Annotated in this window: 25 protein-coding genes; 11 read left to right on the forward strand and 14 right to left on the reverse strand. The window is 43.8% G+C overall.

Annotated features, from left to right (window positions below):
* Nucleotides 1–3 precede the first annotated feature (3 nt).
* The 5 genes from apaG to QR722_RS03910 all read right to left on the reverse strand — a co-directional run bounded on the left by apaG (nucleotide 4) and on the right by QR722_RS03910 (nucleotide 5,758).
* Nucleotides 4–381, reverse strand: coding sequence for a Co2+/Mg2+ efflux facilitator ApaG/CorD (gene apaG / locus QR722_RS03890; protein ID WP_286285430.1), 378 nt, complete (start codon nucleotides 379–381; stop codon nucleotides 4–6).
* Nucleotides 378–1,187, reverse strand: a complete 810-nt coding sequence (gene rsmA, locus QR722_RS03895) for a 16S rRNA (adenine(1518)-N(6)/adenine(1519)-N(6))-dimethyltransferase RsmA (RefSeq protein WP_286285431.1) — start codon at nucleotides 1,185–1,187, stop codon at nucleotides 378–380. Before rsmA ends, apaG begins: the two co-directional genes overlap by 4 nt.
* Entirely contained in the window at nucleotides 1,184–2,164 is a 981-nt protein-coding gene (gene pdxA / locus QR722_RS03900) for a 4-hydroxythreonine-4-phosphate dehydrogenase PdxA (RefSeq protein ID WP_286285432.1), read from the reverse strand. The genes rsmA and pdxA overlap by 4 nt, the downstream gene beginning before the upstream one ends.
* Nucleotides 2,165–2,166: 2 nt before the next feature.
* Complete coding sequence (gene surA, locus QR722_RS03905) at nucleotides 2,167–3,474, reverse strand: peptidylprolyl isomerase SurA (RefSeq protein ID WP_286285433.1); 1,308 nt, start codon at nucleotides 3,472–3,474, stop codon at nucleotides 2,167–2,169.
* 67 nt (nucleotides 3,475–3,541) lie between these two features.
* Nucleotides 3,542–5,758, reverse strand: a complete 2,217-nt coding sequence (locus tag QR722_RS03910; RefSeq protein WP_286285434.1) for an LPS-assembly protein LptD — start codon at nucleotides 5,756–5,758, stop codon at nucleotides 3,542–3,544.
* 177 nt (nucleotides 5,759–5,935) lie between these two features.
* On the opposite strand from QR722_RS03910, the gene QR722_RS03915 reads away from it, so the two are divergent.
* From QR722_RS03915 to recJ, 7 genes are all read left to right on the forward strand, one after another.
* Nucleotides 5,936–6,937 carry an aminoglycoside phosphotransferase family protein gene (locus QR722_RS03915; RefSeq protein WP_286285436.1) on the forward strand — a complete coding sequence of 334 codons (1,002 nt, stop codon included), beginning with the start codon at nucleotides 5,936–5,938 and terminating at the stop codon, nucleotides 6,935–6,937.
* A gap of 8 nt (nucleotides 6,938–6,945) precedes the next feature.
* Nucleotides 6,946–7,614 (forward strand): N-acetylmuramate alpha-1-phosphate uridylyltransferase MurU, encoded by a 669-nt coding sequence (murU, locus tag QR722_RS03920; protein ID WP_286287558.1) that lies wholly within the window; start codon nucleotides 6,946–6,948, stop codon nucleotides 7,612–7,614.
* Nucleotides 7,614–8,465 (forward strand): co-chaperone DjlA, encoded by an 852-nt coding sequence (gene djlA / locus QR722_RS03925; RefSeq protein ID WP_286285439.1) that lies wholly within the window; start codon nucleotides 7,614–7,616, stop codon nucleotides 8,463–8,465. Before murU ends, djlA begins: the two co-directional genes overlap by 1 nt.
* 4 nt (nucleotides 8,466–8,469) lie before the next feature.
* A complete protein-coding gene (locus QR722_RS03930) occupies nucleotides 8,470–11,157 on the forward strand; it encodes an SEL1-like repeat protein (protein ID WP_286285443.1) in 2,688 nt (895 codons plus the stop codon).
* A 14-nt stretch (nucleotides 11,158–11,171) separates the two neighbouring features.
* Nucleotides 11,172–12,080, forward strand: a complete 909-nt coding sequence (gene xerD / locus QR722_RS03935) for a site-specific tyrosine recombinase XerD (protein ID WP_286285446.1) — start codon at nucleotides 11,172–11,174, stop codon at nucleotides 12,078–12,080.
* Between the two features lie 169 nt (nucleotides 12,081–12,249).
* A complete protein-coding gene (gene dsbC, locus QR722_RS03940; protein WP_286285449.1) occupies nucleotides 12,250–12,975 on the forward strand; it encodes a bifunctional protein-disulfide isomerase/oxidoreductase DsbC in 726 nt (241 codons plus the stop codon).
* A 65-nt stretch (nucleotides 12,976–13,040) separates the two neighbouring features.
* On the forward strand, nucleotides 13,041–14,771 hold the full coding sequence (gene recJ, locus QR722_RS03945) for a single-stranded-DNA-specific exonuclease RecJ (protein WP_286285451.1): 1,731 nt from the start codon (nucleotides 13,041–13,043) through the stop codon (nucleotides 14,769–14,771).
* Between the two features lie 71 nt (nucleotides 14,772–14,842).
* On the opposite strand, the gene QR722_RS03950 is transcribed toward recJ, so the two are convergent.
* The 9 genes from QR722_RS03950 to QR722_RS03990 all read right to left on the reverse strand — a co-directional run bounded on the left by QR722_RS03950 (nucleotide 14,843) and on the right by QR722_RS03990 (nucleotide 21,419).
* Nucleotides 14,843–15,283: a hypothetical protein gene (locus tag QR722_RS03950; protein WP_286285453.1), complete on the reverse strand. Its 441-nt coding sequence runs from the start codon at nucleotides 15,281–15,283 to the stop codon at nucleotides 14,843–14,845.
* Nucleotides 15,283–15,513 carry a DNA gyrase inhibitor YacG gene (gene yacG, locus QR722_RS03955; protein WP_286285454.1) on the reverse strand — a complete coding sequence of 77 codons (231 nt, stop codon included), beginning with the start codon at nucleotides 15,511–15,513 and terminating at the stop codon, nucleotides 15,283–15,285. Before yacG ends, QR722_RS03950 begins: the two co-directional genes overlap by 1 nt.
* 25 nt (nucleotides 15,514–15,538) lie before the next feature.
* Nucleotides 15,539–16,291: a cell division protein ZapD gene (gene zapD / locus QR722_RS03960; RefSeq protein ID WP_286285456.1), complete on the reverse strand. Its 753-nt coding sequence runs from the start codon at nucleotides 16,289–16,291 to the stop codon at nucleotides 15,539–15,541.
* A gap of 196 nt (nucleotides 16,292–16,487) precedes the next feature.
* Nucleotides 16,488–17,111, reverse strand: coding sequence for a dephospho-CoA kinase (gene coaE / locus QR722_RS03965; protein ID WP_286285460.1), 624 nt, complete (start codon nucleotides 17,109–17,111; stop codon nucleotides 16,488–16,490).
* Nucleotides 17,108–17,989, reverse strand: coding sequence for a prepilin peptidase (locus tag QR722_RS03970; RefSeq protein ID WP_286285462.1), 882 nt, complete (start codon nucleotides 17,987–17,989; stop codon nucleotides 17,108–17,110). The genes coaE and QR722_RS03970 overlap by 4 nt, the downstream gene beginning before the upstream one ends.
* 126 nt (nucleotides 17,990–18,115) lie before the next feature.
* The gene (locus QR722_RS03975; RefSeq protein ID WP_286285464.1) at nucleotides 18,116–19,324 is read right to left on the reverse strand and encodes a type II secretion system F family protein; all 1,209 of its coding nucleotides are present in this window, start codon (nucleotides 19,322–19,324) and stop codon (nucleotides 18,116–18,118) included.
* A gap of 78 nt (nucleotides 19,325–19,402) precedes the next feature.
* Entirely contained in the window at nucleotides 19,403–19,813 is a 411-nt protein-coding gene (locus tag QR722_RS03980; protein WP_286285466.1) for a pilin, read from the reverse strand.
* Between the two features lie 203 nt (nucleotides 19,814–20,016).
* Nucleotides 20,017–20,853: a carboxylating nicotinate-nucleotide diphosphorylase gene (gene nadC, locus QR722_RS03985; RefSeq protein WP_286285468.1), complete on the reverse strand. Its 837-nt coding sequence runs from the start codon at nucleotides 20,851–20,853 to the stop codon at nucleotides 20,017–20,019.
* A 38-nt stretch (nucleotides 20,854–20,891) separates the two neighbouring features.
* Entirely contained in the window at nucleotides 20,892–21,419 is a 528-nt protein-coding gene (locus tag QR722_RS03990) for a retropepsin-like aspartic protease family protein (RefSeq protein WP_286285471.1), read from the reverse strand.
* 71 nt (nucleotides 21,420–21,490) lie between these two features.
* Between QR722_RS03990 and ampD the strand changes: the two genes are divergently transcribed.
* The 4 genes from ampD (at nucleotide 21,491) to aceE (ending at nucleotide 26,715) form a co-directional block, all read left to right on the forward strand.
* Nucleotides 21,491–22,042, forward strand: a complete 552-nt coding sequence (gene ampD / locus QR722_RS03995) for a 1,6-anhydro-N-acetylmuramyl-L-alanine amidase AmpD (RefSeq protein ID WP_286285473.1) — start codon at nucleotides 21,491–21,493, stop codon at nucleotides 22,040–22,042.
* A 37-nt stretch (nucleotides 22,043–22,079) separates the two neighbouring features.
* Nucleotides 22,080–22,904, forward strand: coding sequence for a beta-lactamase regulator AmpE (ampE, locus tag QR722_RS04000; protein WP_286285475.1), 825 nt, complete (start codon nucleotides 22,080–22,082; stop codon nucleotides 22,902–22,904).
* Between the two features lie 253 nt (nucleotides 22,905–23,157).
* Complete coding sequence (gene pdhR, locus QR722_RS04005; protein WP_286285477.1) at nucleotides 23,158–23,913, forward strand: pyruvate dehydrogenase complex transcriptional repressor PdhR; 756 nt, start codon at nucleotides 23,158–23,160, stop codon at nucleotides 23,911–23,913.
* A gap of 129 nt (nucleotides 23,914–24,042) precedes the next feature.
* A complete protein-coding gene (gene aceE, locus QR722_RS04010; RefSeq protein WP_286285478.1) occupies nucleotides 24,043–26,715 on the forward strand; it encodes a pyruvate dehydrogenase (acetyl-transferring), homodimeric type in 2,673 nt (890 codons plus the stop codon).
* Nucleotides 26,716–26,721: the final 6 nt, after the last annotated feature.

Genomic DNA, 26,721 nt, shown 5'->3' on the forward strand with positions numbered 1-26,721 from the left:
AAATTAATTTAATTTATTGGGAACGGATAGGCTAAACACCTCAATCGGTGCTTTAAATAGGCGTCCGTTGACGTCGATAAACTCATAGTAGCCCTGCATGCTGCCCACTGGCGTTTTCAAAACCGCACCACTGGTATATTCAAAAGTATCGGCAGGAGCGATATGTGGCTGTTGACCCACCACACCTTCTCCTGCAACTTCAGTTTGTTTGCCGTCGCCATCAGTTATTAACCAATATCGATTCAGCAGTTGCGCACTGATATCGCCATTGTTGGTGATTGTGATCTTGTAAGCAAACGCATATTGCTCACCCTCAGGTAGCATTTCATTTTGGATGTATTGGGTTTGTACGCTGATAGCGATACTCGTTTCGCTGTTCACGATTGCTTGTCCAACCCATCCAAATAATTGGCAATAAGGGCATAGTCGGCAAGGGTTAGGTTTTCTGCTCTGAGTTCAGGCTCAATACCCAACTGGCGGAGGCTGTCTTCATCGATTAGCTTACCCAAGCTGTTGCGAATCGTTTTGCGACGTTGGTTAAATGCTTGCGCACAGACTTGATTCAACATTTTTTCACTGCTGACAGTTACCGGCTTTTGTTGATGAGGTATCAATCTGACTACCGCAGAGTCAACTTTAGGGGCAGGCTTAAAGGCCTCCGGCGGCACATGCAATACTGGCATGATGCGGCAATGATATTGTGCCATCACTGACAAACGCCCATAATTTTTTTCACCCGCTTTGGCAGCCAGTCGATTTACCACTTCCTTTTGCAACATGAAATGCATGTCTTGCACTTTGTGAGCGAAAGAAAAAAGGTGGAACATCAATGGCGTTGAAATATTATAGGGTAAGTTACCAAACACCCGCAGAGGATGTTCAGGATTAAATAGTTCGGTAAAGTCGAATTTCAATGCATCGGCTTCAACAACATTTAGCTTACTGGATAAAAATGGGTGGGTTCGTAACCGCTCTGCCAAATCTCGGTCCAGCTCCACCACAGTTAGCTTGTCGACTATGTCACAAACAGGCTGAGTCAAAGCAGCTAGGCCGGGTCCTATCTCCACTAGATTCTCACCATTTACCGGGTTGATAGCTGACACAATTTGGTCAATGATATAGGGGTCATGTAAAAAGTTTTGCCCGAATCGCTTTCGAGCGGTATGGCCTAGATGTTGTTTTGTCATTGCTTTTTGTTCGCCAATTTTATTGCTTGGTTTATCGCATGTATGAAACTGCCGGGATTCGCTTGGCCTGTGCCGGCCAGGTCTAATGCGGTTCCATGATCCACGGAGGTGCGAATAAAGGGCAGTCCTAGGGTAATATTTACCGCGTCACCAAATCCTTTATATTTTAAGACGGGTAAGCCTTGGTCATGATACATAGCCAAGATTGCATCGGCTTGTTCCATGTACTTAGGTTGAAAAATAGTATCTGCAGGAAGCGGGCCGGTAAGATTTAAGCCTTCTGCTCGCAATTCATCCAGAGCCGGAATGATAATATCTAACTCTTCTCTGCCTAAATGACCATCTTCGCCAGCATGGGGATTCAAACCACATACGAAAATTTTCGGCTGTACTAAGCCAAATTTCAATCTTAAATCTGTGTTTACTATATGCAAAACTTTGTGTAAACGTTCACGGGTAATGGCTTTAGAAACATAGGCCAGGGGTATGTGAGTGGTTGCTAATACAACTCTTAAACCTTCAGTTGCCAGCATCATCACCACATCAGAGGTATTCGATTGACTAGCGAAATATTCGGTATGGCCGCTGAAGGAGATTCCCGCCTCGTTGATGATCCCTTTGTTCACCGGTCCTGTGACAACGGCATCAAATTCACCAGCCATATTTTTAGCGCAGGCTTGGCGTAGTGTTTCAACTACATAGTGTCCGTTTTTGGCGTTTAATACGCCAGGCACCACTATATCATCAACTGGGATATCCACGATAAAAAGCTGCCCAGGGCGCTGAATCTCGTTGTTGCTCTTTAGGTACGGGAGAAGTTCAATGGGCAAATCTAGCATCTTAGCGCGCTGCGCCAACATATTACTGTTGGCGAATACCACTATTTGTGCCTCCCACTGATGCTGGGCCAACTGCAGGATCAAGTCAGGACCTATGCCCGCTGGTTCACCGGGTGTAACCGCAAGTTTAAGTGGCAAGGTTAGTTTCCTGTACTATCTGAGTCTGTTTCTAGTACTTCAATATATGCGGTGTCACGCATTTCTCGAAGCCAAGCCTCTGTTTCTTCGGCAAACTTTCGATTGAAAATTAACTGATAGGCCTTGTCTTCTTTACGTTTGTCAGTGGCATCGTCTACTCGTTTTCCAATCAATTGGACCAAATGCCAGCCATGGGAAGAACGGAATGGTTGGCTCATCTCGTTCTCTTCATTCAAGGCTGCTAACGCATCTTTGAAAGCCGGAACATAAATTCCTGGGTCATTCCAACCTAGTTCACCACCGCGCAGGGCTGACCCTGTATCAGCTGAGTGCTCTTTTGCTAAGGCAGAAAATTCAGCGTCGCCAGCTAAAATCTGTTCACGGAATTGTTCTAGTTTCTGTTTGGCTTTTTCTTCGCTTAGGATCACTGAAGGTTTAATCAATATATGCCTAGCATTAACTTCGTTGACCTTAACAACTTCTATACCGCGTAAGTCTTTAACTTTTAATATGTGAAAACCTGCGCCACTGCGGATAGGACCGATTAAAGCGTCTTTCTCTTTATCTTGGACGGCTTCGGCAAACAGGGTCGGCATAGAGTTAATGTTCATCCAGCCTAAGTCGCCACCATCGAGTGCTTTTGCACCAGAGGATGAAGCAATGGCTATACGAGTGAAGTCTGACCCTTCTTTTAACATCGAAAGCACTTTTTCAGCGGTTGCCTTAGCGTTATTGATATCGTCATCGGTTGGCTGAGGTGGGAAGCCGATTAAAATATGACCCATATTATATTCGGCCTGCTGGGCACCTTGTTCGTCAATCATTTTAACCAAGTTTTCGATTTCTTGAGCGGTGATATAAACACGGCGACGAACATTGGCTCGTCTTACTTCCTGAGTGATCAACTCTTTACGAATATCTTCACGATAAACTTCGTAGGGGATGCCGTCCTGTGCAATGGTTCTTCGGAATTCTTCCATAGGAATTTTATTGTTGGCTGCTATGCCAGCAATGGTTTGATCGAGTTGGGGATCGCTTATTTGGATACCCATCTTCTGGGCCATCTGCATTTGCAGATTACCAGTGACTAAGCGTTCAATTGACTGGGTGCGAAGTGCGCGGTCAGATGGCAGTGTTTGGTTATTGGCCAAAGCGTTACGTTTAACTTGCGCAACCAAAGCTTCGATTTCACTTTCTAAAATGACACCTTGATCCACTATAACCGCAACCTTGTCTAGCATGACCTGCTGGGCCATGCTATGAAAGGATAGGGTAGCAACTAACGCAATTGAGACTACTAATGATTTCATGTTACCTTACTTTTTGTTAACGACTGACAATGACTGACGGTTCCCGGCAGTCATTGTTCAATCTGACTTAATTAATTAAATAGGCCTGTTTGTAACCGAACAAACCGTCTTCCAACATATTTCTTCGTCCTGAACGGGCCTCTGTTCCGGAGAACTTGAAGCTGAATTTCAGGTTGATACTTGATTCAAATTCTTGGCTATTTTGCTGTCCAAATACATCAAAACGATTACTAAGGTGTCTTTGCGACACTAAACTTATTGACCAGCAACAGGATTCATATTGTACCCCTGCGTATGATTCAATTGTTCTTTGTGAGGACAAATCTTTGTACCATCTGCCTACCCAGTGCCAATTTTCTGTTATCGGCCAACTGGCTGTGACACCAAATTGATCAATTTGTTCCCCGGATAGATTGCGCACAAATCGATGGTTGATCTGTACAATCTTATCTTCACTAAGCTGATATTCCAATGAAATACTGCTGCGTTCTACCTTGTCAGTCTTGGTTGAAAGTTGCAATTCCGTATGAGCAAACCATTTGCTGCCAATTTGCCAATCTAACTCAGAGGCTAATGCAGAACGGTCATCATCTTTACTTGCTGCTAGCACTTTATTATCTTCAAGATAGAAAATTTGACCCAAGCTTAGCTTGAATTGTTCCCGACTATTTTCATCTAATATTCTGGTCGTTAAACCCACAGTGATCTGATTGTTGTCGCTAATTCGATCTAAGCCGGTAAATTCCTGACCACGAAACAAGCCGTTGAAGTCGTTTAACAGGCGCGTAGTGTCATATAAACCAATATTATTTTGGTCTTTGTAACTGGTATATAAATATTGAATTTTGGGCTCTAAGGTTTGGCGCAAATGACTGCCTAGCCAACTGGTGTCTCGATCGAAATATAAAGCGCCAAATACTCGGCTTTGGCCCAAAGAACGAGTGGTTTCTTCTGCCAAACCCGTACCATCAATATTGTCTTGATTATAATAGGTATTCAACCAGGTCGCTTCCGCTAGGAATTCTCCCCATTGAGACCGCAAAGGCAATGCAATAGTCGGCGCCAAGTGGAATCGAGTCGCGGTAGGTTGTTCGGCTAATTTATTGTCAAAATAAGCTAACTCTGATGCCAGGCTAAATTCAAAACTACCAAATTGCTCAGTTAAATAATTAAACTTCATTTCAGGCAGTGCGCGATAGTTATCCTGATGATCACCTATGACTTCAAAATCTCGGAAGTTGACCGAGAAATCAATATTGTCGCTATAATAGTTAAGGGATAGGGTTTTATACAGATGGGTATCTGCTCGATTATAAAAGTCGGAACCAAAATCAGCGATATAGTTATCATCACTCAGGCCATTGAAGTCAATATTCAGCAACCAGTTGTCGTTTAACTTACCGTTGTGTGTGTAACGATAAAAATAGCGATCTCGATCATCTATGGTTTCTTGATCGTTGGGCAGATATTCAATATTGACTTGCCCCAAACTTTGTTCGTTTAAATAGCGAAAGTTAGTTTTGAGTTGAACGCCTCTTTTCGACATAACTCTAGGGGTGAAAGTCGCGTCATAATTAGGTGCAATATTCCAATAAAAGGGTTGCTCGTATGACAAGCCTGTTGCACTAGAGGTATTGATTTCGGGAAATAGAAAGCCAGATTGTCGCTGGTTTGATACAGGGAAAATGAAATAGGGCAGGTAAAATACCGGCACATCTTTAACATAAAATACGGTATTGATGGCCTCACCCCAAAGCTTTCCCTGTTCAATCGAAATACTACTGGCATTGATTTTCCAATCTTCCGCTCCAATTGGACAAGTGGTATAACTCACTCCTGTCAGTGCCACACCTTTGTTTTGGTCTATCTCAATTAGATCTGCGGCTCCGCGGCCGCCAAATTGGGTCAATTGGTACTCGGTATCAGACATTGCAAGCTTACCTGAGTCGGTATTAAGCAGTACATCAGTGCTTTGCACTCGCATCTGGCTATCATGGTAGCTGACGTTACCGGTGGCATTCAGTTGGGTATTGGCTTTATCAATCACGGCCTTGTTGGCGGTAATTTGTGCTTTATCACTGACAATGTTTACTTTACCGTCAAAGGTAGCCAGATTATTTTGTTGAATTTCAGCTCGGTTAGCCCGAACTCTTATCTGATCTTCAAGAATTTTTTCGTCGGCAATGTAGCCTGCAACGGGCGTCGGGCATGAAGTGCTTGATTGGGCTAAAACTGTCCCTGATGATAAAGTGAACAGCAATAAACTGAGTTGGTTAATTTGCATACAGAGTCTAAGTTTAGTTGCCTTACAGGGGTCGTTAATCGACGTTAAAAGTGAGGATTTCAAAGGTTCGAGGGTATTTTACCAACAAACTTCCCAAATAATACAACACTATGCTTTTCCTTTCTTCTATTATGCGTCCGTATTGGTTATATTTATACCATAAAAAAGAGGTAAAACGTGACACAAAAACTGCAAAGAGAGCAGGCATTGGTTGAATGGATTAATTCCGATACCCCGTTTAGATGCCAAACACTCGAAATGGTTTCAGGAGATGCCAGTTTTCGACGCTATTTTCGATTCTTTGATGAACAACAGCAAAAACACATTATTTGTGTGGATGCGCCCCCTGAATTTGAAAACAGTCAAAAATTTATAGATGTAGCCCTTGCATATCAACAATGTGGGGTTAATGTGCCGACTATCTATGCACACAGCGCTCATTTAGGCTTCTATTGCCAGCAAGATTTTGGTGATCAACAGTTTGCCAATACGCTGAGCGCCAGCAATATGCAGCAATTGTATCAACAGGCTTTGATACAACTGCCAGCGGTGCAACAGTGTGTTGAAATTAATTGCGAGTCTTTACCTCACTACGGTACTGATCTGCTGGCCGCAGAGTTTTACTTGTTTACCCATTGGTTACTCGAAATCCATCTGGGGATGGCACTCACGGATGAAACCAAACAGATGCTCGATAGCAGCTATGCTAGTTTAATTAAAACCTTTGAACATCAACCTCAAGTGGGTGTCCATCGTGATTATCATTCGCGTAATTTGATGATTGATGCTGATAACCAAATCGGTGTTATTGATTTTCAAGATGCGGTGCGCGGCCCTCTTACCTATGATTTAGTGTCGCTATTACGGGATTGTTACGTGAAGTGGCCACAACAAGCTATTGAACAGCTATTACAATGGTATCACCAAGAGTATTGCAGTCATTATGAGTGGAATGAATTTAGCCGTTGGTTTGATCTTACCGGTGTGCAACGGCATATTAAGGCCAGCGGCATATTTTGCCGTTTGTATCATAGGGATGGAAAGCAAGGCTATCTGAAAGATATTCCTCGTACCTTGGAGTATATCATTGAAGTCAGCCGACGCTATCCAGAATTGACTGAGTTTGGCAACTTTGTAGCCGATGTGGTTAAACCTAAAGTTGAGAGTAGCATTTCGTGAAAGTTGCTATGTTACTGGCGGCTGGGCGAGGAGAGCGGATGCGCCCCTTGACTGACGTCACGCCCAAACCTTTACTGAAAATCAACCATAAAGCGCTGATTGATTACCACCTAGAGCGTCTAGCCCAGGCAGGATTTGAGCAAGTGATAATTAATCATGCTTGGCTTGGCGAGCAAATTGTAGATTACCTCAAGGATGGCAGTCAGTTTGGCTTGCAGATTGTTTATTCGAAAGAACAGCAAGCATTGGAAACTGCCGGGGGCATAGTGCATGCCCTGCCGCTGATAGAACAAGCTTTAGCCGGGTCAAAGCAATTTTTAGTCATCAGTGCGGATGTTTTTACGGATATCGATTTCGCTACATTACCCGAATTGACAGCATCAAACTTGGCCCACTTGATCATGGTGAATAATCCCCCACATAACTTAGACGGTGACTTTTGTCTGCGTGGTCAGCAGATCTATCGACAAGCGCAAAATCAATACACCTTTAGTGGAGTGGCGATTTACCATACGGATATGTTTAAAAACCTTACTGCTGGGAAATTACCACTGCGGGCACTTTTGTTTGAACAGATTGCTAATAATCGTGTATCAGGCCAACGGCACCAGGGCTATTGGCATGACGTCGGTACCGCACAACGATTGCAACAACTTAACGCGATGGAACAGATATAATGCCGATTTGGGGTAAAATACTAGGTACGATTTTTGGCTTCATGTTTAAAGGTCCAATTGGCGCCATTATAGGTTTCATTGTCGGGCACTTTTTTGACAAAGGTTATAGTCAAGATTTTAATCAAATGGGCGGGTTCAGCCGCTTTTTTACTAGCCAAGACGAGTTGAAATCTCAAGCAATATTTTTCCATGCACTATTTTCGGTCATGGGACATGTTGCCAAAGCAGATGGCCAAGTCACTGATGCAGAAATTAAAATAGCATCGGCACTGATGGATCAGATGGGTCTAAAAGGGGACACTCGCAAAGAAGCCCAGCAAGCATTTCGCGAAGGTAAAGCGTCTGATTTTCCGGTGACGGCAATTTTGAGTGAATTTAAATTGTCATGCCATGGTCGTCGCGATGTATTGCAAGTTTTCCTTGAAATCCTTATCCAGGCGGCGTTTGCCGATGGGCGTCTTGACCAGCAAGAGCAAAACCTATTGGAAAATGTAGCCCGCCAATTGGGCTTTAAACAGCATGAATTTCTTTATTTACTCTCGATGTATGAAGCTGAAATACGCTTTAGACAAGGGCAACATCATTCTCAACGCAACGGACGTCAGCGCTCCCATCAGACAGGCTATACCGATCAGCAATCGTTAGCGGATGCCTGTAAAATTTTAGGCGTGAAGGAAAGCGATGACCCCAAACTGATAAAGAAGGCCTACCGTAAGCTGATGTCAGAGCATCATCCAGATAAACTGGTTTCTAAGGGATTACCCAAACAAGCGATTGAGATCGCCAAAGCCAAAACACAGGATATCCAATCTGCCTATGAATTGGTAAAGCAAAAAAAAGGATTTAAATAGTAAAATGTGGCAAGGGATCAGAACATCAACGTTCGCGCTGTTAACTATCGTTACCTTGAGTGCTTGTGTTAGCACTACACAACAGACTGAACCTGAACAACCTCGGCGCTTTGATAAAATTTTGGATTTGAATGTCAGTGAACTAAGCAAGGAGCAAGTTTACTGGATGAAACAAATCAATGATTATTATTTGGCCGATGTAGATCGCGTCATAGCGCCTTATGCCAAATTAGCCGAACAATTACATCAATGGCCCAAAGAACAGTTTTGTAATACTCAGCATATGCAGCTCATAGAGCACGCACTGACACTTAATAACAGCAGTATCGAAGCTTACACTTTCCAAGCTCATTGTGCCCAATTACAGCAAAACACCGAGTTACTGTTGCAAATACAGCAACGAATGGAGACTATTTCTGAGCTCTTGTTACGATCCGGTGACGGTCAAACCCCTCTGACGGCAATTAAAACGCGAAATGTCTATGAAGCACAATTAGTCTTTCAATGGCTGGGCTTAAATATTCTGGATGTGGAGCTCGTCCGTTTGATTGATCGGGCTGTGTACAAATTGCACACATTGGACGGTGAAACTGGAGAATATCGCGTTGTGTATGCGCAAAACATCGATTACTTCACGGATAAAATCACCAGCAAAGACTCTAATTACGTTGAAAAGTTTAGGTTGGCAAATACGTCCCTCAATACTAAATTAGTCAAAACTGCGGGGGCGCCAGGGTTCCTATGGCAATTTGCCACTCGATTGCGCAATGATCTGCCAGATCTCGTCGTTGAGCAATTATCTGAACCTGAAGAATTAGGGGCGCTTGCCACCGTAATTCTGGCCCAAGGATATTTTCATCAAGGTAATCAACTGGGCTTTGAGCAACAAATTGATAGTTTACTGACCCTGTCCGAACTGGGATTTGTTGAGGCTAGTGCGATTCATGGCCAATATCTAATTTCTAGCGCCGACCCGCTAGAGCTGCAAGATGCGGCTAATTTATTTAAAGTAAACGCGCAAAACCTGGGCCAGAGTGAGGCCACGCAAATATGGCTTGAAACTTTTCTTCGTCAAGCTAATCCGGACCAGACTTTTTTGCCTTTTATGTCTCAATTGGATCAGCAGTTTTACCCCATCTGGCGAGAGAAAATCTATCGTTACAATCAAATATATGGCTTGGTAACTCCGATCATTAACGGTAAGTTAACCCAATTGTTAGTGGCATTGGGAAAACACTACCCCAGAGCACAATTGGATTATGCTTACTTATTGTTAGAGGGACGTTGGAATAACCAGCAAGACAATATCAGCGGTATTAATCTTATTCAACAGCTAGCCCAATCTGGATATGACGCTGCTCAATTAGATTACGGCTTGTTTTATTCTGCTGGGCGTTACGGTATCAAAGCCGATCCCGAAGCAGCATTTAAGTGGTACCAATTGGCAGCGGACCAATCTAACTCAAGTGCAATGTACAATGTAGGTCTGGCTTATCGGTATGCCAGGGGAGTAAAAAAGGATTTGAGTTTATCTGCAGAATATATGCAACAGGCTTGGGAGCAAGGTTTCAATCTAGCAGGCTGCCGGATTGGCGATTTGTATAGCGAAGAAGCATCTATTTTGGATCTTGGTTTAGCAGCCAAAGCTTATGAGCAGGTTATTAGCCATACTAGCAGCTCCCCTAAAGAAATATCCAACTGTACCTATGGACTGGGTTATTTAACTTATCATCTATTACATCAGCCAGTTCAGGGTATTGAACTGATGACTAAAGCCGGGGATTTAGGCGAGGCTGAAGCTTGGTTTGAACTGGGCCTAATTCATAATGAAGGGGATGGTATTGACAAAAATATCCCCGCAGCAATTGACTATTATCAGCGAGCAATTGAATTAGGCAACGCCAGAGCTGCGGCTAATTTGGGCTATTTGTATGAAATTGGTAATGGTGTGACCAAATCTAATAAACGTGCCCTTGCATACTATCGCATTGCCGCTGACGGTGGCTCAGCAACGGGGCGTAATAACTACGCGACATTTTTGCGCTACGGCACCGAAGTTAACCAGGACATTGAGGCTGCCAAAGCACTCTATTTGCAAGCTTATCAAGGCGGAAATTACTATGCCGCAAAGAATTTAGGGGATTTGTACTACTCTGGTGAGCTAGGGGAAGCTGATTTTAAACAAGCTTGCGATTATTATGAGCAAGCGATGAAGTTAGGCTCAACCGCAGCCATATTTGACGTCAGTTTTTGTTACCTTTATGGCGAAGGTCGAGAACAAGATATTCCTCGAGGCCTAGAACTGCTCGATCAAAGCGCCGAACACAATAGTATTAATGCCTTGTTAGAGCTCGGCCGCATTTACTTCATGGGCGAAGTGGTACCTATGAGTTACCAGAAATCATCTCACTATTATTTACAGGCCTTTCAATTACAATCGGCTAAGGCGGCCTATGGACTGGGCCAAATTTATGCGCTGGGGAGTGATGAGTTTGATGATCCCCAGCGAGCCAAAACCTATTATGAGCAAAGTGCTCATTGGGGTTCAACCGAGGGGATGTTAGCCACTGCTAGAGCCTATCTCAATGGCTTTGGAACCAAGAAAGATATTAAGTTGGCCAAACTATGGTTACAAAAAGCGTTAGATAATGGGGCAGAAGAAGCGCAAAAATTACTGCTAGAACTTAAGTAAATGCGTAGCTGAAAATGACTTCTAGCCCAACTAATCACAACATACTTGAAGCCTTCATCGATTCTTTATGGATAGAAAAGGGCTTAAGTGAGAATACCCTCAGCGCCTACCGCACCGATCTTGACAAATTCGTGCTCTTCCATGTTAGCGAGAATCCCAGGTTTTCTTTGTTGAATTTTCAAAAGCAACAAGTTGAGGAATATATCGCAAGTAAATATGACAGCGGTTTTTCTGAACGAAGTGTGGCGCGCTTTTTAAGTAGCTTAAGAATGTTTTGCGGATTTTTACTGCAAACCGGTCAACGCAAAGATGATCCTATCAGTCATATGCGTAATCCAAAACTGGCCCAACCGCTGCCGAAAACATTATCCGAAGATCAAGTTGATGATTTGCTAAATGCTCCCAATCCTGACATTCCCATTGAGTTACGGGATAAAGCAATGCTAGAACTGCTGTACGCAACTGGCTTGCGAGTAACGGAATTAGTGTCGTTAAGGATGGACCAGATCGGTTTGCAACAGGGAGTGATCCGTGTGACAGGCAAGGGAAACAAAGAACGTTTAGTACCGATAGGCGAAGACGCTATTGACTGGTTGACTCGCTTTATCCGCCAAGGTCGTCGTCTATTGCTCAAGTCAGAGTCAGATATTGTTTTCCCAAGTTTGCGAGGAGTGATGATGACTCGTCAAACCTTCTGGCACAGAGTTAAGTATTATGCGATTGTGGCGGGCATAACCTCTCCCTTGTCACCCCATACATTGCGTCATGCCTTTGCTACTCACTTACTTAACCATGGTGCTGACTTAAGAGTTGTGCAGATGTTATTGGGCCATAGTGATTTGTCTACCACTCAAATTTATACCCATGTAGCTACTGAAAGGCTACAACGCTTAGTCGATCGACATCATCCTCGCGGTGGCTAAGGTTAGAATTGCTTGCATGGAATTGTCACAGACGTGCTTAGTACAAAGATAAGACGTTGGACTGAGCAGGCAATCGTTATACACTAGGGATATAAATAAGCTGATAAAAGACGCAATCAAATAGTGCTTTTATGGGTCTTAGTAGTCACATCAGTAAATAGGAAACTATATGAAAGTCTGGATTAAACTACTTGCACTGGGTGTAGGTCTCGTGAGCGTAGTGGCAGTTGGTCAAGTCACTGAAGGTGCAAATGACTTCACTACAGCCAAGCAAAATTTAGAAAAAAAATTGGGGTTTAAAGTGATATCAGTTGGTGATTCTCCTATTGCTGGCCTGATACAAGTGGCGACCAATAGAGGACTATTTTATACGGATCCCGAAGGCTCTTATTTGGTCAGCGGCAAAATCTACAATGTAGAAAAGCGGATGAAAGATGAAACTGAAGAATCTTTGATTGCTATTCGGCGTCAGGGTTTGCCTAAATTCAATGACTCTGTGATTGAATATAAAGCGGCAGATGAAAAGTACGTAGTGAATGTTTTTACCGATATTACCTGTGGATATTGCCGTAAGCTTCACCGTGAAATGGATAGTTATAACGCGAAAGGGATCACAGTGCGCTACTTGGCTTTTCCGCGCAACGGTGTAATGAGTCCTGCTTATCGTGACATGGTGTCAGTGTGGTGTTCGGCCAATCCCCAAGAAGCGCTGAATAGCGCCAAGCAGGGTGAAAACGTGGATTCGCTTAATTGCACCAATGATGTTGCCCAGCAATACGAGTTTGGACAAAGTATCGGCGTGTCGGGTACACCGAATATCATTTTGCCCAACGGCGAGATGGTACCGGGATATCAGCCACCAGAAGCATTATTGCAGACCTTGTTGAATATTTAATAACTTACACATTCTAAGCGGAAGGTGACCCTTCCGCTGTTTTCAATTCCAACTATGGTTTCTCCATGTCATCAATGATCGTCCGTCGCCCCCTTGTACCCGATAATCACCTTAGCGGTGTGGCTCATCCCACGCTCAGACAAATCTTTGCATCCAGAGGGGTTCGCTCAGATGCAGAATTAGATAACAGGGCAAAGTCACTATTACACTATGACCAATTGGTAGGCATCGATGCTGCCACCGCTGTGCTAACCGAAGCCCTTCACAACCAGAAGAAAATTATTATTATTGGTGATTTCGATGCGGATGGTGCCACTAGTACCGCGTTAACTATGTTATGTCTTAGCCAAATGGGCGCATCGGGACATAGCTATTTGGTACCCAATCGATTCGATTTCGGCTACGGACTCAGTCCTGAAATTGTTGAAGTGGCGCACCAACAAGGTGCCGAGGTGATCGTTACTGTTGATAATGGCATAGCCTGTTTTGCCGGGGTGTTAAAAGCACAAAAATTGGGTATACAAGTGGTTATCACTGACCATCACTTAGCCGCGGAAACCCTGCCCCCGGCAGAGGCGATTGTTAATCCCAATCAACCAGGTTGCGGCTTTTTATCTAAGAATCTAGCGGGTGTGGGGGTCGCCTTTTATTTAATGTTAGCACTGCGTAGTCATTTAAAAAGCTTGGATTGGTTTGCCCAAAAAGGGTTGCCAGAACCGAATTTGGCTGCCTATTTAGATATTGTTGCGCTGGGCACTATTGCGGATGTGGTACCACTGGATCGTAATAATCGAGTACTGGTGCACCAAGGGCTGCAACGGATTCGTAGTGGAAAATGTCGTGTCGGTATTAGTGCATTGATTGATGTAGCCGGTAAATCCGCCAAACGATTAGTCGCAACAGACTTAGGGTTCGTATTAGGGCCTAGATTAAATGCCGCGGGTAGACTCGATGATATGTCCCTTGGTATTGAATGCTTGTTGGCTGAGGATCCTAATTTAGCCCGCCGCATGGCCGTCGAATTAGATTCAATGAATCAGGAAAGACGCAATATTCAAGAGTCTATGCAGCAAGAAGCATTGGCGTCGTTGGAAGGTTCGACTTTTAACAACTCAGAAGGGGCAAATGGCATAGTGCTCTATCAGGCCGACTATCACCAAGGCGTAATTGGGATTGTAGCTGGTAAAATTAAAGAAAAGTACAATCGTCCGACCATCGCTTTCGCCCACCAAGATGATGCGCTCCTTAAGGGCTCTGCCCGTTCCATTCAAGGGGTACACATTCGAGATGTACTGGAAGAAATTAATAGTCGTTATCCAGGCATGATTGATAAGTTCGGTGGGCATGCAATGGCGGCGGGTTTATCCCTTCAAGCAGAAAAGCTCAGTGCTTTTGAACAAGTTTTTGAACAAGTCTGTGCTGAAACCCTAAAAGATATGGATGTAAATGGTCAAGTGGTAACGGATGGCGAATTGGCTGCAGAAGATTTTTCCTTGGCATTTGCTCAACAGCTCAAAGATGCGGGTCCTTGGGGGCAAGGCTTTACTGAGCCGCTTTTTGATGGTGAGTTTGAGGTGCTGGAACAACGTTTATTAGGTAATAAACACTTGAAAATGATGGTTAAACATCCTTCTGGTGTATTAATTGATGCTATCGCATTCAACATTGATAATCAGCTCTGGCCCAATCGGAAAATTAAGCATATCCGCTTGGCCTATAAATTAGACATTAATGAATTCCGTGGTAAAACGAGCTTACAATTAATGGTCGATGAACTTGAAGCGCTAAATGAATAGCGCTCTTGTGTGTTAGCTCTTCACAACTAGAAAACGTTGAGTAAAGCCTGCATGTTTATACTGACAAGTGACTAGAGCTCGATGGGATAGACCAAAAATGAGGGCATATCCTTGCCATTGACTACCCTATATTTATGCACGTTTTCACAGGCTTGTACTTTCCAAATAAAGTCAAACTGACCCGCTTCAGTGATATTTTTTGTCTCATCTGTATCTTGTTCTACATCAAAATGGCGAGTTTCCATGAGTTTTAGCTTTTTGCATGAAGGGGAGTACATGCCTTCGCTAAAACTAATATAATCCAAAATCCAGCGTGCATCTTTGCCTGTCATCGGTTTCTGGATCATAATCTGCACATCTTTCGCATCGATTCTCTGGCGAATTATTTGTAGATGCTCTGCAGTTACTTCTATGCTTTTACCAGCAAAAGTGAACGTTCTGTCTGGATCAGTTTGCGATAGAGCATTTGGAGCCACCAACAAGCCACTTAATAATATAAATGTATTTTTCATTAGGATTTAAAAAAGTCCTGTTCTTGCTGCGCCAACATTGCTTCTATATCTTCAATGTCAGGCATGGCCTGTTGTTCAGATTCTTTGCTAGGACCAGCTGGTATCGACATTTTTTCGTCTGACCATTCACCAAGATCAATCAATTGGCAGCGTTTAGAACAAAAGGGTCTGAATTTACTCTGTTCATTCCAAACCACTTTCTCTTTACAGGTAGGGCAATTAACTTCCATTATTCTCTTCTAACATTTAACTAGATTAACAACTTGCCAGATCAAACTCGATGGGTTGATTGACTTGGGTGCTGCCATTTTCGTCGGCCGAAAACAGCATAAAACGAATTGCATAGCGGTATTTGTTACCGCTTAACATTGGATAATAACCTTTGTCTGTGGAACTTTGAATACGGATAAGCTCATTCTTGTCGTCCGCAACACCTTGATAAAAACCACTCTCGGTTTGGATGGCCACAAAGCGCCCCCGTTCTCTTAAAAAAGATAGGGTGATATTGATGGCTTCATCGACTAAATCAAACTCCTGCAGCCATGAGGTAATATCTTTTTTGACTAATTCCAAAGGCTGTTTAATCCAATAGTGAAGATTGGGCAAATCAAAACTGCAAGTTCCACCTGGTATTGAAAAACGTTGTCGTATAGAGCTCAAGAACTTGTCTTCCTTTAAAGCCACGCCAATTTTCTTAGAGTGCTTCAGTTGGTCACGCAAACGTAAAATCTTTTGCAGAGCCGCCTGTAACGCTTCGGAATCAATTTTCGGGTGCTGTGACCAATAGACTAAATTTTTTTCATGTACTTCAATGTCTTTTAAAATGTCATTGCGCAAATCTAACCGTTCTAACAAATCTAGCAGAGTAAATAGCGCTTCAAAAAAACTCATGAACTGCCAATCTACTGTGGCTTCTGCACTTTGTCTGAGTTGAATGAACAGCTGTTCGAGACGCAAATAGGTCCTGACTTTTTCGTTTAATGGAAATTCGTAAACAGCGTGTGACATTGGGTTTCCTGAGCAGAGTTGAAAATATCAAGGGCGACATGCCAAAGTGGGTGCTCTAACACCATTGGCTCGCAAAACAGGTTTATCTTATTCCAGAGTAGACAATTTTACGTATAAAAAGTTCTGGTGCAACAAAGGTGTGAACTACAACGCAATTCAAGCTCGATTTCAACCCCGAATTATTTTGATAGAGAATTTAATTGTCTTTGCAGGCGTTATTTTCTGCTGCTAGGTGCTGATAAAGTGCATCAAGATGGTCAACTTGTTCATTTAGTAATCCTACCAGACCATTGTTGTCAACGACATCATCGGCCAGTGCCAATCTTTGAGCTCGGGTAGCTTGGTTTGCCATAATATTTTTAATTTGTTCCGTACTCTGACCATCTCTTGCTGATGCACGGCTAAGTTGCACGATTTCATCCACATCTACGACTAAAACTCGATTGACCATTGCCGCCATTTTATTTTCTACCAGCAGCGGCACAGCAAGAATACAATAAGGCGAGGTTGCCGCTGCAACTTGCTGCACAATAGCAACACGAATTAGCGGATGTAGCAGATTGTCGAGCCATTGTTTGTGTTCTGGCTGGGCAAAAACCACTTCGCGAAGATACCCGCGATTAAGCTCACCACTGGCTAAAATAGCTTGTCGTCCAAAGCGTTGTGCAATTTGGCCTAGAGCAGGGCTGCCAGCCTGAACTACTTCTCTGGCAATAATGTCTGCGTCTACAACGGATATTCCTTTTTGCGCAAATAAATCTGATACGGCGGTTTTACCGCTACCAATCCCGCCGGTAAGGCCAACCACAAAGTTACTCATGCCAGTGCCCATTGAATATACATATCAGCGATATCAGAGCCATACATTAGGGTTAACCACCCGGCGATAGCTAGGTATGGTCCAAATGGAATATGGCTGCCTTTATCTTTACCTTTAATTGCCAAATAGCTAATGCCGATGATGGCACCAACGAAAGATGATAACAAAATGACAATTGGCAAGTGCTGCCATCCAACCCAAGCACCTAGAGCGGCGAGCAACTTGAAATCGCCGTAGCCCATGCCTTCCTTGCCGGTTAATAACTTGAACAACCAATACACGCTCCACAAACTCAGATAACCGGCTAGCGCACCGATAATGGCGTCTTCGGTATTGATAAACACGTTGTTTAAACTTAGTAGCAAACCAATCCACAGTAGCGGTAGGGTAATTTGGTCTGGAAGCAGCATTTTATCGATATCAATAAAGATAAGTGTAATCAAACACCAAGTTAACAGCACTGCCGCTGCGCCTTGTAGCCCATAGCCAAAATGAAAAGCAACGAAAACAGATGCTAATGCCGTAATGGCTTCGATGGCTGGGTAACGAAACGAAATGGGATTTTGGCAAGCACTGCACTTACCTTTTAACCACAACCAACTGATTACTGGAATATTTTCCCAGGCGCGAATTTTGTGCTGGCATTTAGGGCAAGTTGAATCTGGCTTAATTAGATTAAAGGGAGCAGCTTTAGGTTGCTGCTCGAATTGTTGTGGATGAAAATATGATTGATATTCATCCCTCCACTCATTTTCCATCATCACTGGCAGACGATAAATAACTACATTTAAAAAACTGCCAACCAGTAAACTAATGAAAAATACAAAGGCTAGAAAGAACGGTGGTGAGTCGGCAAGTAGTTGAAAAATCTCTGGCATAATCGATAATCTTATTAAGTAGGCTGGCAACGCGGATAGATTGCCAGAAAAGTGGCTAAGGAGAAACCTTTCTGGTCAATCTAATCAATATTTGCGGACGCTAGTGGTTAGTGTTTAACAACAAGCCTAGACAACATTACCCATTTCGAAGATGGGCAGGTACATGGCCACAATCAAGCCACCAATGACAACGCCCAATACGGCCATGATCATCGGTTCTAACAAACTAGTTAAGCCATCTACCATGTCATCTACTTCTGCTTCATAAATGGTCGCTATTTTACTTAGCATGTCATCCACCGCGCCTGATTCTTCACCAATAGCAATCATCTGGGTGACCATATCCGGAAATACGCCAGTTGCACGCATAGCGACATTCATTTGCAGACCACCAGCTACTTCACGTTTGATAAACAATATGGCATCGCGAAACACCGCGTTACCGGAGGCACCTGCAGCGGAGTCGAGGGCGCCAATCAGGGGAACTCCGGCGGCAAATGTGGTGGCTAGGGTGCGGGTAAAGCGAGCGATTGAGGCTTTTTTCAAAATCTCACCAATCACCGGTACTTTTAAGGTTATCTGATCAACTTTATCCCGTAAGTTTTTAGAGCGACTATGGGCTTTAGCAAAGGCAATACCAGCAGCTACCATGCCCGCGCCGATAAAGATGCCATAATCTTGGACAAAATTAGAAATGCCTAATACGAATTGGGTAAAGGCGGGTAATTCTGCGCCAAAACTACTAAATATTTCTTCAAACTGAGGAACCACGAAAACCAACAAAATGGTGGTTACGATAAACGCCACCACAATAACCGCAATAGGGTAAAACATGGCTTTCTTAATTTTCGATTTAAGCGCTTCGGCTTTTTCTTTATAGGTAGCGATACGATCGTAAATAGTTTCTAGCGCACCGGATTGCTCACCGGTTTCAACCAAATCACAATATAAATCTTCAAATTGATTGGGATGTTTGCGCAGCGAATTTGACAGCGGATTACCGGCTTTAACTTCATCGGAAATTTCTGAGAGCATCTTGCGCATACTGGTTTTGGCATGGCCTTGGGCAATCATGTCGATGGTTTGGATAAGACTGACGCCTGCGCTCAACATAGTGGCGATTTGGCGAGACAAAACGCTGATATCATTGGCGGTGACTTTGTCTTTTTTACCGAATAATGGTTTTGCTAGCTTCTTAACTTTGGTGGCCGATACACCTTGGCGACGGAGTAAATTCTTGGCTTCAGAAATCGATGCGGCGCTGATTTCACCTTTACGGCTGTGGCCCTTTTTGTCTTTGCCAATCCAAACATAAAGCTCTGCTGTCTTTGCCATGAATTTTATTCACCTAGTCGTGTACCGGTTACAGACAAAAAAGCCCAGACTAAGCTGGGCTTTTCAAATTTCTAGCTATTAACAAAGAGTGGTATCACTACATGTTGCTGTCCAAGTCACTTTACCACCGGCAAATGCTGCAGTAAGGGTATACGTCTTACCAGCTAAGTCACCACCAGTTTTACCTGTTGCAACAATAGTACCGTCTGTTGTTGTTAGGCCAACGTTATCAGCATCTGCAACTATGTTTGCTGGGATACCGCTAGAACCACCGTCACAGCTAGCAAGTGCGCCATTTACTTGAGCACAGACTTCTACAGCAGATTTCGCTGCAGCAGTTGCATTAGTTACTTCAGTAAATTTAGCTTTGTTGGTATAGCCCTGATAAGCAGGTAATGCGATAGCGGCAAGAATACCGATAATGGCAACTACGATCATTAGTTCGATTAGGGTGAAACCTTTGTTGTTCTTCATTTGAGTCATGTTCATGGTGTCTATCTCCTGCACTTGTGGGTGCGATTAAGTTACTGTAAATTAAAAGTTAAGTTGTTTAAGCCAAAACTTGCTGTGCGTTTAATATGGCGTCCTCGTTGAATTCATAATCAGTATAGAACGAGATTCTCTGCTGACAAGTATGTAGAAATATACCCGAGTCTCTGAAGTTACACAAATTTTAATCAAAAGACATTTAACTATATGATTCGTAATGATAAATCTATCGCTTGAATATGTTTTGTTAATGCGCCTGAAGAGATAAAATCTATACCTGAAGCGTATAATTCTTCCAGTCTATAGGCGGTTATATTACCTGATACCTCCAATTTGACTCGCTTTTTGTTCAGTTCAACCCCTTGACGGAGTTGTTCTTTGTCAAAATTGTCCAACATCACAATATCAGCGCCGGCATCTATTGCTTGTTGTAATTCATCCAGGTTCTCAGCTTCTACTTCAACAGGCTTTCCTGGATGCATTTGTTTAGCCTGGCTCACCGCCGCAGCTATCGTGCCACAGGCCGATATATGATTTTCTTTAATCAAATAGGCGTCGAACAAACCTATACGGTGATTCTGCCCGCCGCCACAAGTCACTGCGTATTTTTGCGCTATGCGCAACCCTGGAATAGTTTTGCGGGTATCTAACAAGGTGATGCCTGAGCCTTGCAGTGCGTCAACATATTTACGAGTAACCGTTGCCGTAGCGGATAGGGTTTGTAAAAAATTGAGAGCGGTGCGCTCAGCCGTCAATATGGCTTTGGCTGAGCCGCTGATTTCACATAATACATCGTTAGCTTGGCAGGCTTCACCGTCTTTTTTCAGCCAACTTATCTGTAAACTCGGATTCACTTGGTAAAACGCTTCTTGTGCCCACTGGCTGCCGCACAAAATGCAATCTTCACGGGTGATGATAGCGGCTTTGACGTCGGTGTCTTGTTGTATCAGGCTGGCGGTTATGTCGCCAACATCGGCAGAAAGACCGTTAAGGTCTTCCTCAAGGGCACTTAATACATTGTGTTTTATCGTGGTTTGCATGTTGATATCTTCTTTAAATAAAATTCTAACTAACCAAGTTACAGGTAACGCAATATTAGCCAGTCACCCCGTTGGGTAAACTCTAGTTGCTTTAGCACGCTCATGCCCAACAGTATTTCGTCTTCTTGCATACCCGGATTAATGCTGGCATTGACATCAAACAATTGGATACCACCTAAATCTAGCTTGTTTATTCGAGTTTGGGCAACGGTGATATTACCATTTGCGGTTGACGCAGTATATTTAGCACCACCGATTAATCCTAATTGCTTGGCAAGGTGGGCTGGTACGGATACATTAGTGGCCCCAGTGTCGAGTAGAAAAGTAACGGGCTCATCGTTAATATAACCGCCAGCCACATAGTGGCCCATCTTATTACGCTTTAGACTGACTTCGATGGTTCCGCCATCGGCACTGCTTTGTGGCTGTTGATTTGGATTATATTGTTTTTCTAATATGCCGCTAAATAAACTAGTCAACAGCACTAGGCCTACTAACCAGAAGGCAAGTAACATCCATTTGCCCATTTTACCGGTGTCATCTTGATTGTGTTGATTTTGTTCCATTGTGCTTTGCTACCCTGTTATGCTAATGAAAACCTTGCCGCGACTATTGATCTGTTATTGTGGGAACTTATATGCAAATACTCCATGGCTGGCTAGAACATGGCAATCGCTCTGACTGTGAGCATTTTGATCAGCGGCCGAAAACAAACGGCAGTTATGATATCAATCTACTCGTGATCCACAATATTTCTCTGCCGCCCGGTCAATTCGGCTCTGACCATATCCTAGACTTTTTTGCCGGCAAACTGAATCCACAGCAGCATGATTTTTTTAAACATATCTACCAGATGCGCGTTTCGTCCCATTTATTAATTCGTCGAGATGGAAAAGTGGTGCAGTTTGTTTCATTTTTAGACCGAGCTTGGCATGCTGGCCTGTCAAGTTTTCAAGGTCGTACCAGATGTAACGATTTTTCCATTGGCATTGAACTCGAAGGGACTGATAATAGCCCCTATAGCAATGAGCAATATATTGCGCTGGCGAAGGTTAGCCAAACTATTATGCATCATTATCCAGATATCACTTTAGGCCGAATTGTGGGTCATAACGATATTGCACCACAGCGTAAAACTGATCCAGGTGTCGCCTTTGACTGGTGCCGCTTTCGTCAAAGCATTTGCTAACAAACGTTAAATTTATAGCCAATAAAGAGGAAGTTGTATGACCCTGATTAGTTTGATTGTGGTTTTGTTTGCCGAGCGTGTCGCAACCCAATCTCAGTATTGGCAGGCGGATTTTTACTTGACTAAATTTCATCGATTTATACACAAGCGTAGCCTATTAGATGCTAATACATCTGATTTGGTGTATTTAGCGATTATATTAATTCCGGCTCTGCTACTTTTTGTTTTGTTGCAGGCCATTGATAGTAACTTCCTAAGATTGATTATAGATTCAGCCATCTTGATGGTGTGTATTGGCTGCCCATCATTGCGTGCGACCTATAAATGTTACTTACAAGCAGCTAATCGCGGTGATTTTCAAGCCTGTAGCATGTATGCCGACCAACTCGGTCACAGTGGTGACAGTCCAAGCTCATTTGGTCAAATGCTGGTATGGTTAAATTATCAACATTATGCCGCTGTGATAATCTGGTTTGCGGCACTTGGTCCAGCGGGATCATTACTATACGTATTAGCCAGAAGTACCCAGCAATGGTTAAGTGAGCAACAGGATATGCAGTTACCTATTGCGGATAAACTTATGGCAGTGCTGGATTGGTTGCCGGTCCGGATCACCGCTTTAGGCTTTTTACTGGTAGGACATTTCTCTCGTGCCCTACCTATTTGGCTGCATCACTTTGCTGGATTGCAGACCCCGGCTAAAACAGTATTGTGTGAAGTTGCTAAAGCGGCGGAAGACGTCGAGCCGGATGAAAATGACTGTACCGAAGAGCCATGTACTCTGGTTCGCTTGGCAAAGCGCAACGTACTGTTTTTGGTTGTTTTCATCTCAGTTTTATCCTTGTCAGGCTGGATTCGTTAAATATTTTGGCAAAAATCAAAATGGTCAGACCACATTGCTGGCTTAGCGTTTGCCCTTGTAGAATAGGCGTTTGGTCCTTATTTCAAGCTTGACGGGTTGACGCAGCGACGGATTGCTGTTTACCCGGAAAGGCAACTAGTCTAACCTATTGGGTTAAATGGTCTTACCAATTTTGATTGCGGCCCAATTGAGCGGGGCAATCTGACAAAATATGGTGGCACTGAACGCTATCATTTGGGGTGCTAGAGTAAACATGCAACGAATTCAGTCACGCAAATTATCGGATGTTATCACAGAGCAATTAGAGTCGATGATAATTGATGGTCGTTTACTTGCAGGACAAAAACTCCCACCAGAGCGTGAATTAGCTGAAAAGTTTGCGGTATCGCGGCCATCATTACGTGAAGCCATTCAAAATTTGGAGGCCCGTGGGTTGTTGTACCGCAAGCAGGGTGGTGGCACCTTTATCGAACAGAAATTAACCGCCTCAGTCACTGATCCATTATTGGAGCTCATCGCTAAACGTCCTGAAACCCAATTTGACTTATTGGAGTTTCGTCACGCCCTAGAGGGCATGGCCGCGTATTACGCGGCGTTGCGTGGTCAGCGTGAAGATTACACGGCATTGGAATCTGCTTTGGCCAGTATTTCACAATTACCCAGCGAAGGTGACAAAACCGATGAAGCTAAAGCCTTGGTGGAATTCTATTTAACCATGTCGATGGCATCCCACAACATGGTATTGGTTCATGTTATGCGTAGCTTGCAGGGCATGTTGCAGGAAAATATTCGGGCTAACCTTGAAATGTTAGCCAGTGTTGCGGGAGTGTCCGAAGTGATTCACTCGCAGCGCGAAGGTATTGTCGCGGCCATCATGGACAGAGATCCGGAAAAGGCGCGACAAGCGAGTAACGAACACTTGGCGTTTATTGAAGACACCTTGCTGGAAATTAACCGGCAAGACTCGCGTATTCAACGAGCGCTAAGAAGCATAGAAGTGAAAAAGTGATCAAATTGCTGATTAAAAACCATCAATTTAAAAATAACTTACTGGAAAATCAGGAAATGTGCGGTACCTGCACTATTCTTAATGACTTGCTCAGTAAACTCATTAATAAACTAACTAAAGGAAAGCACCATGGCTGATATGATGCATCCGGATGTGGATCCACAAGAAACTCAGGAATGGATAGACGCCCTTGAAGCAGTTCTAGCAGAAGAGGGCATTGAACGTGCTCACTTTCTACTGGAAAGTTTGATCGAAAAAGCTCGCCGCAGTGGGGCACATTTGCCCTACACCGCGACTACTGCATATTTGAATACCATTCCTGCAGGCCAGGAACCCACAATGCCGGGTGACCAAACCATCGAGGCGACGATTCGTAATGCCATTCGATGGAATGCTATGATGATGGTATTGCGAGGTTCCAAAAAAGATTTGGAGCTGGGCGGCCATATTTCTAGCTTTGCATCATCAGCTATGTTGTACGATGTAGGCTTCAACCATTTTTTCCGCGCACCGAATGATAAAGACGGTGGCGACTTCTTGTTTGTACAAGGACATGTCTCTCCGGGGATCTACTCCCGTGCCTACATTGAAGGTCGTTTATCTGAAGAGCAGCTAGATGGCTTTAGACAAGAAGCGGACGGCAAAGGCCTTTCTTCTTATCCTCATCCTAAATTGATGCCTGATTTTTGGCAGTTCCCAACCGTTTCTATGGGCTTAGGCCCAATGCAGGCGATTTATCTAGCCCGTTTCCTAAAATACCTGACTAATCGTGGCCTGAAAGATTGCTCTGAGCAGCGTGTATGGTGCTTTATGGGTGATGGTGAAGTTGATGAGCCAGAAAGCTTAGGTGCCATAGGGCTAGCTTCTCGTGAAGGCTTGGATAATTTGACTTTCGTGATCAACTGTAACTTGCAGCGCTTAGATGGACCTGTTCGTGGTAATGGCAAAATCATCCAGGAATTAGAAGGCACCTTCCGTGGCGCTGGCTGGGAAGTATTCAAGGTTATCTGGGGTCGTTATTGGGATCCACTACTTGCCCGAGATACCTCAGGCAAGTTGCTAGATGTAATGAACGAAACTGTCGATGGTGAATACCAGAATTTCAAAGCCAAAGGCGGCGCTTATACTCGTGAGCATTTCTTTGGTAAATACCCTGAATTAAAAGAAATGGTGTCAAATATGTCTGACGAAGACATTTGGCGCTTGAATCGTGGCGGTCACGATCCGGTTAAAGTCTACGCAGCGTATAAGCGCGCGACTGAAACTAAAGGCCGTCCACAGGTCATTCTGGCAAAAACTGTTAAAGGTTACGGAATGGGGGCTGCGGGTGAAGGTAAAAACATCGCCCACAACGTCAAGAAAATGGATACTGACGCAGTGCGTCAATACCGTGATCGTTTCAATATTCCTATTGCCGATGGCGAGTTGGAAAATTTACCCTATTTCAAGTTTGACGAAGACAGTATTGAACTTAAGTACTTGCGTGAACGCCGTGAAAAACTATTCGGCTACATGCCTGTTCGTTTGGCTCAAAGTGACGAAGATTTACCGGCGATTCCGCTTAAATCATTCGAAGCCATTACTAAAGGCTCTGGTGAGCGCGAAATTTCAACCACAATGGCGTTTGTGCGCGTATTAACCGTCATGCTTAAAGATAAGCAAATCGGCAGTCGTATCGTACCCATTATTCCGGATGAAGCGCGTACCTTTGGTATGGAAGGTTTGTTCAGACAGGTAGGTATTTATTCGAGTCAGGGACAAAAATACGTTCCGCAAGATGCTGACCAAGTGGCTTACTACCGAGAAGACGAAAAAGGCCAAGTGCTACAAGAAGGCATCAATGAGTTGGGTGCCATGGCGTCTTGGTTAGCCGCAGGCACGTCTTACTCGACCAACAATTTGCCAATGATCCCAGTTTATATCTATTACTCCATGTTTGGTTTCCAACGTGTAGGTGATATGGCTTGGGCCGCTGGCGATAGCCAAGCCCGTGGTTTCCTAGTGGGCGGTACAGCCGGTAGAACAACATTAAACGGTGAAGGCTTGCAGCATCAAGATGGTCACAGTCATGTTCAGGCAGCTTTGATCCCAAATTGTGTTACCTATGACCCAACTTATGGCTATGAAGTCGCCGTTGTGGTTCAGGATGGTTTACGCCGTATGGGTGAGAATCATGAAAATGTCTTCTACTATCTTACAGTGATGAACGAGAACTACGTTCAACCAGAAATGCCAAAAGGTGCTGAAGAGGGCATTATCAAAGGTATTTACTCACTTGAAAAAGTCGGCACAGCGAAAAGCAAGAAGAAAGTTAAGTTGCTTGGTTCTGGCACGATTTTACTTCAAGTCAGAGAAGCGGCGCAGTTGCTCAAAGATAAGTTCTCAATTGCCAGTGAAGTATTCAGTGTGCCTTCGTTTAACGAATTGGCGCGAGATGGTTTAGATTGCGAGCGTTACAATATGCTCAATCCAGACAAGAAGCCAAAAGTGCCATATATCACTACTATTTTGGAAGAAGGCTTTGCAGGACCGACTATTGCTGCAACTGATTATGTGAAAAGTTACGCAGATCAGGTGCGAGCCTTTGTACCCGGACAATATAAAGTGTTGGGAACCGATGGATTTGGTCGTTCTGATAGCCGTGCAAACTTGCGAAATCATTTTGAAGTTGATGCCAAGTTCATTGCCGTTGCTACTTTATATGAATTGGTCAAAAGTGGTGATGTGGAAAAATCCGTTCTAGTGAACGCTATCAAAGATTTCGGTATTGATGGCGATAAACTCAACCCGCTTTACGCATAATTAGGG

This window comes from Aliiglaciecola sp. LCG003 (assembly GCF_030316135.1).
Taxonomy (GTDB): Bacteria; Pseudomonadota; Gammaproteobacteria; order Enterobacterales; family Alteromonadaceae; genus Aliiglaciecola.

Coding starts and splice junctions, on each gene's coding strand:
- rsmA (WP_286285431.1), bottom strand. CDS start 1,187: ATGACAAAACAACATCTAGGCCATACCGCTCGAAAGCGATTCGGGCAA.
- surA (WP_286285433.1), bottom strand. CDS start 3,474: ATGAAATCATTAGTAGTCTCAATTGCGTTAGTTGCTACCCTATCCTTT.
- QR722_RS03910 (WP_286285434.1), bottom strand. CDS start 5,758: ATGCAAATTAACCAACTCAGTTTATTGCTGTTCACTTTATCATCAGGG.
- murU (WP_286287558.1), top strand. CDS start 6,946: ATGTTACTGGCGGCTGGGCGAGGAGAGCGGATGCGCCCCTTGACTGAC.
- djlA (WP_286285439.1), top strand. CDS start 7,614: ATGCCGATTTGGGGTAAAATACTAGGTACGATTTTTGGCTTCATGTTT.
- QR722_RS03930 (WP_286285443.1), top strand. CDS start 8,470: ATGTGGCAAGGGATCAGAACATCAACGTTCGCGCTGTTAACTATCGTT.
- xerD (WP_286285446.1), top strand. CDS start 11,172: ATGACTTCTAGCCCAACTAATCACAACATACTTGAAGCCTTCATCGAT.
- dsbC (WP_286285449.1), top strand. CDS start 12,250: ATGAAAGTCTGGATTAAACTACTTGCACTGGGTGTAGGTCTCGTGAGC.
- recJ (WP_286285451.1), top strand. CDS start 13,041: ATGTCATCAATGATCGTCCGTCGCCCCCTTGTACCCGATAATCACCTT.
- QR722_RS03950 (WP_286285453.1), bottom strand. CDS start 15,283: ATGAAAAATACATTTATATTATTAAGTGGCTTGTTGGTGGCTCCAAAT.
- yacG (WP_286285454.1), bottom strand. CDS start 15,513: ATGGAAGTTAATTGCCCTACCTGTAAAGAGAAAGTGGTTTGGAATGAA.
- zapD (WP_286285456.1), bottom strand. CDS start 16,291: ATGTCACACGCTGTTTACGAATTTCCATTAAACGAAAAAGTCAGGACC.
- coaE (WP_286285460.1), bottom strand. CDS start 17,111: ATGAGTAACTTTGTGGTTGGCCTTACCGGCGGGATTGGTAGCGGTAAA.
- QR722_RS03970 (WP_286285462.1), bottom strand. CDS start 17,989: ATGCCAGAGATTTTTCAACTACTTGCCGACTCACCACCGTTCTTTCTA.
- QR722_RS03975 (WP_286285464.1), bottom strand. CDS start 19,324: ATGGCAAAGACAGCAGAGCTTTATGTTTGGATTGGCAAAGACAAAAAG.
- QR722_RS03980 (WP_286285466.1), bottom strand. CDS start 19,813: ATGAACATGACTCAAATGAAGAACAACAAAGGTTTCACCCTAATCGAA.
- nadC (WP_286285468.1), bottom strand. CDS start 20,853: ATGCAAACCACGATAAAACACAATGTATTAAGTGCCCTTGAGGAAGAC.
- QR722_RS03990 (WP_286285471.1), bottom strand. CDS start 21,419: ATGGAACAAAATCAACACAATCAAGATGACACCGGTAAAATGGGCAAA.
- ampD (WP_286285473.1), top strand. CDS start 21,491: ATGCAAATACTCCATGGCTGGCTAGAACATGGCAATCGCTCTGACTGT.
- ampE (WP_286285475.1), top strand. CDS start 22,080: ATGACCCTGATTAGTTTGATTGTGGTTTTGTTTGCCGAGCGTGTCGCA.
- pdhR (WP_286285477.1), top strand. CDS start 23,158: ATGCAACGAATTCAGTCACGCAAATTATCGGATGTTATCACAGAGCAA.
- aceE (WP_286285478.1), top strand. CDS start 24,043: ATGGCTGATATGATGCATCCGGATGTGGATCCACAAGAAACTCAGGAA.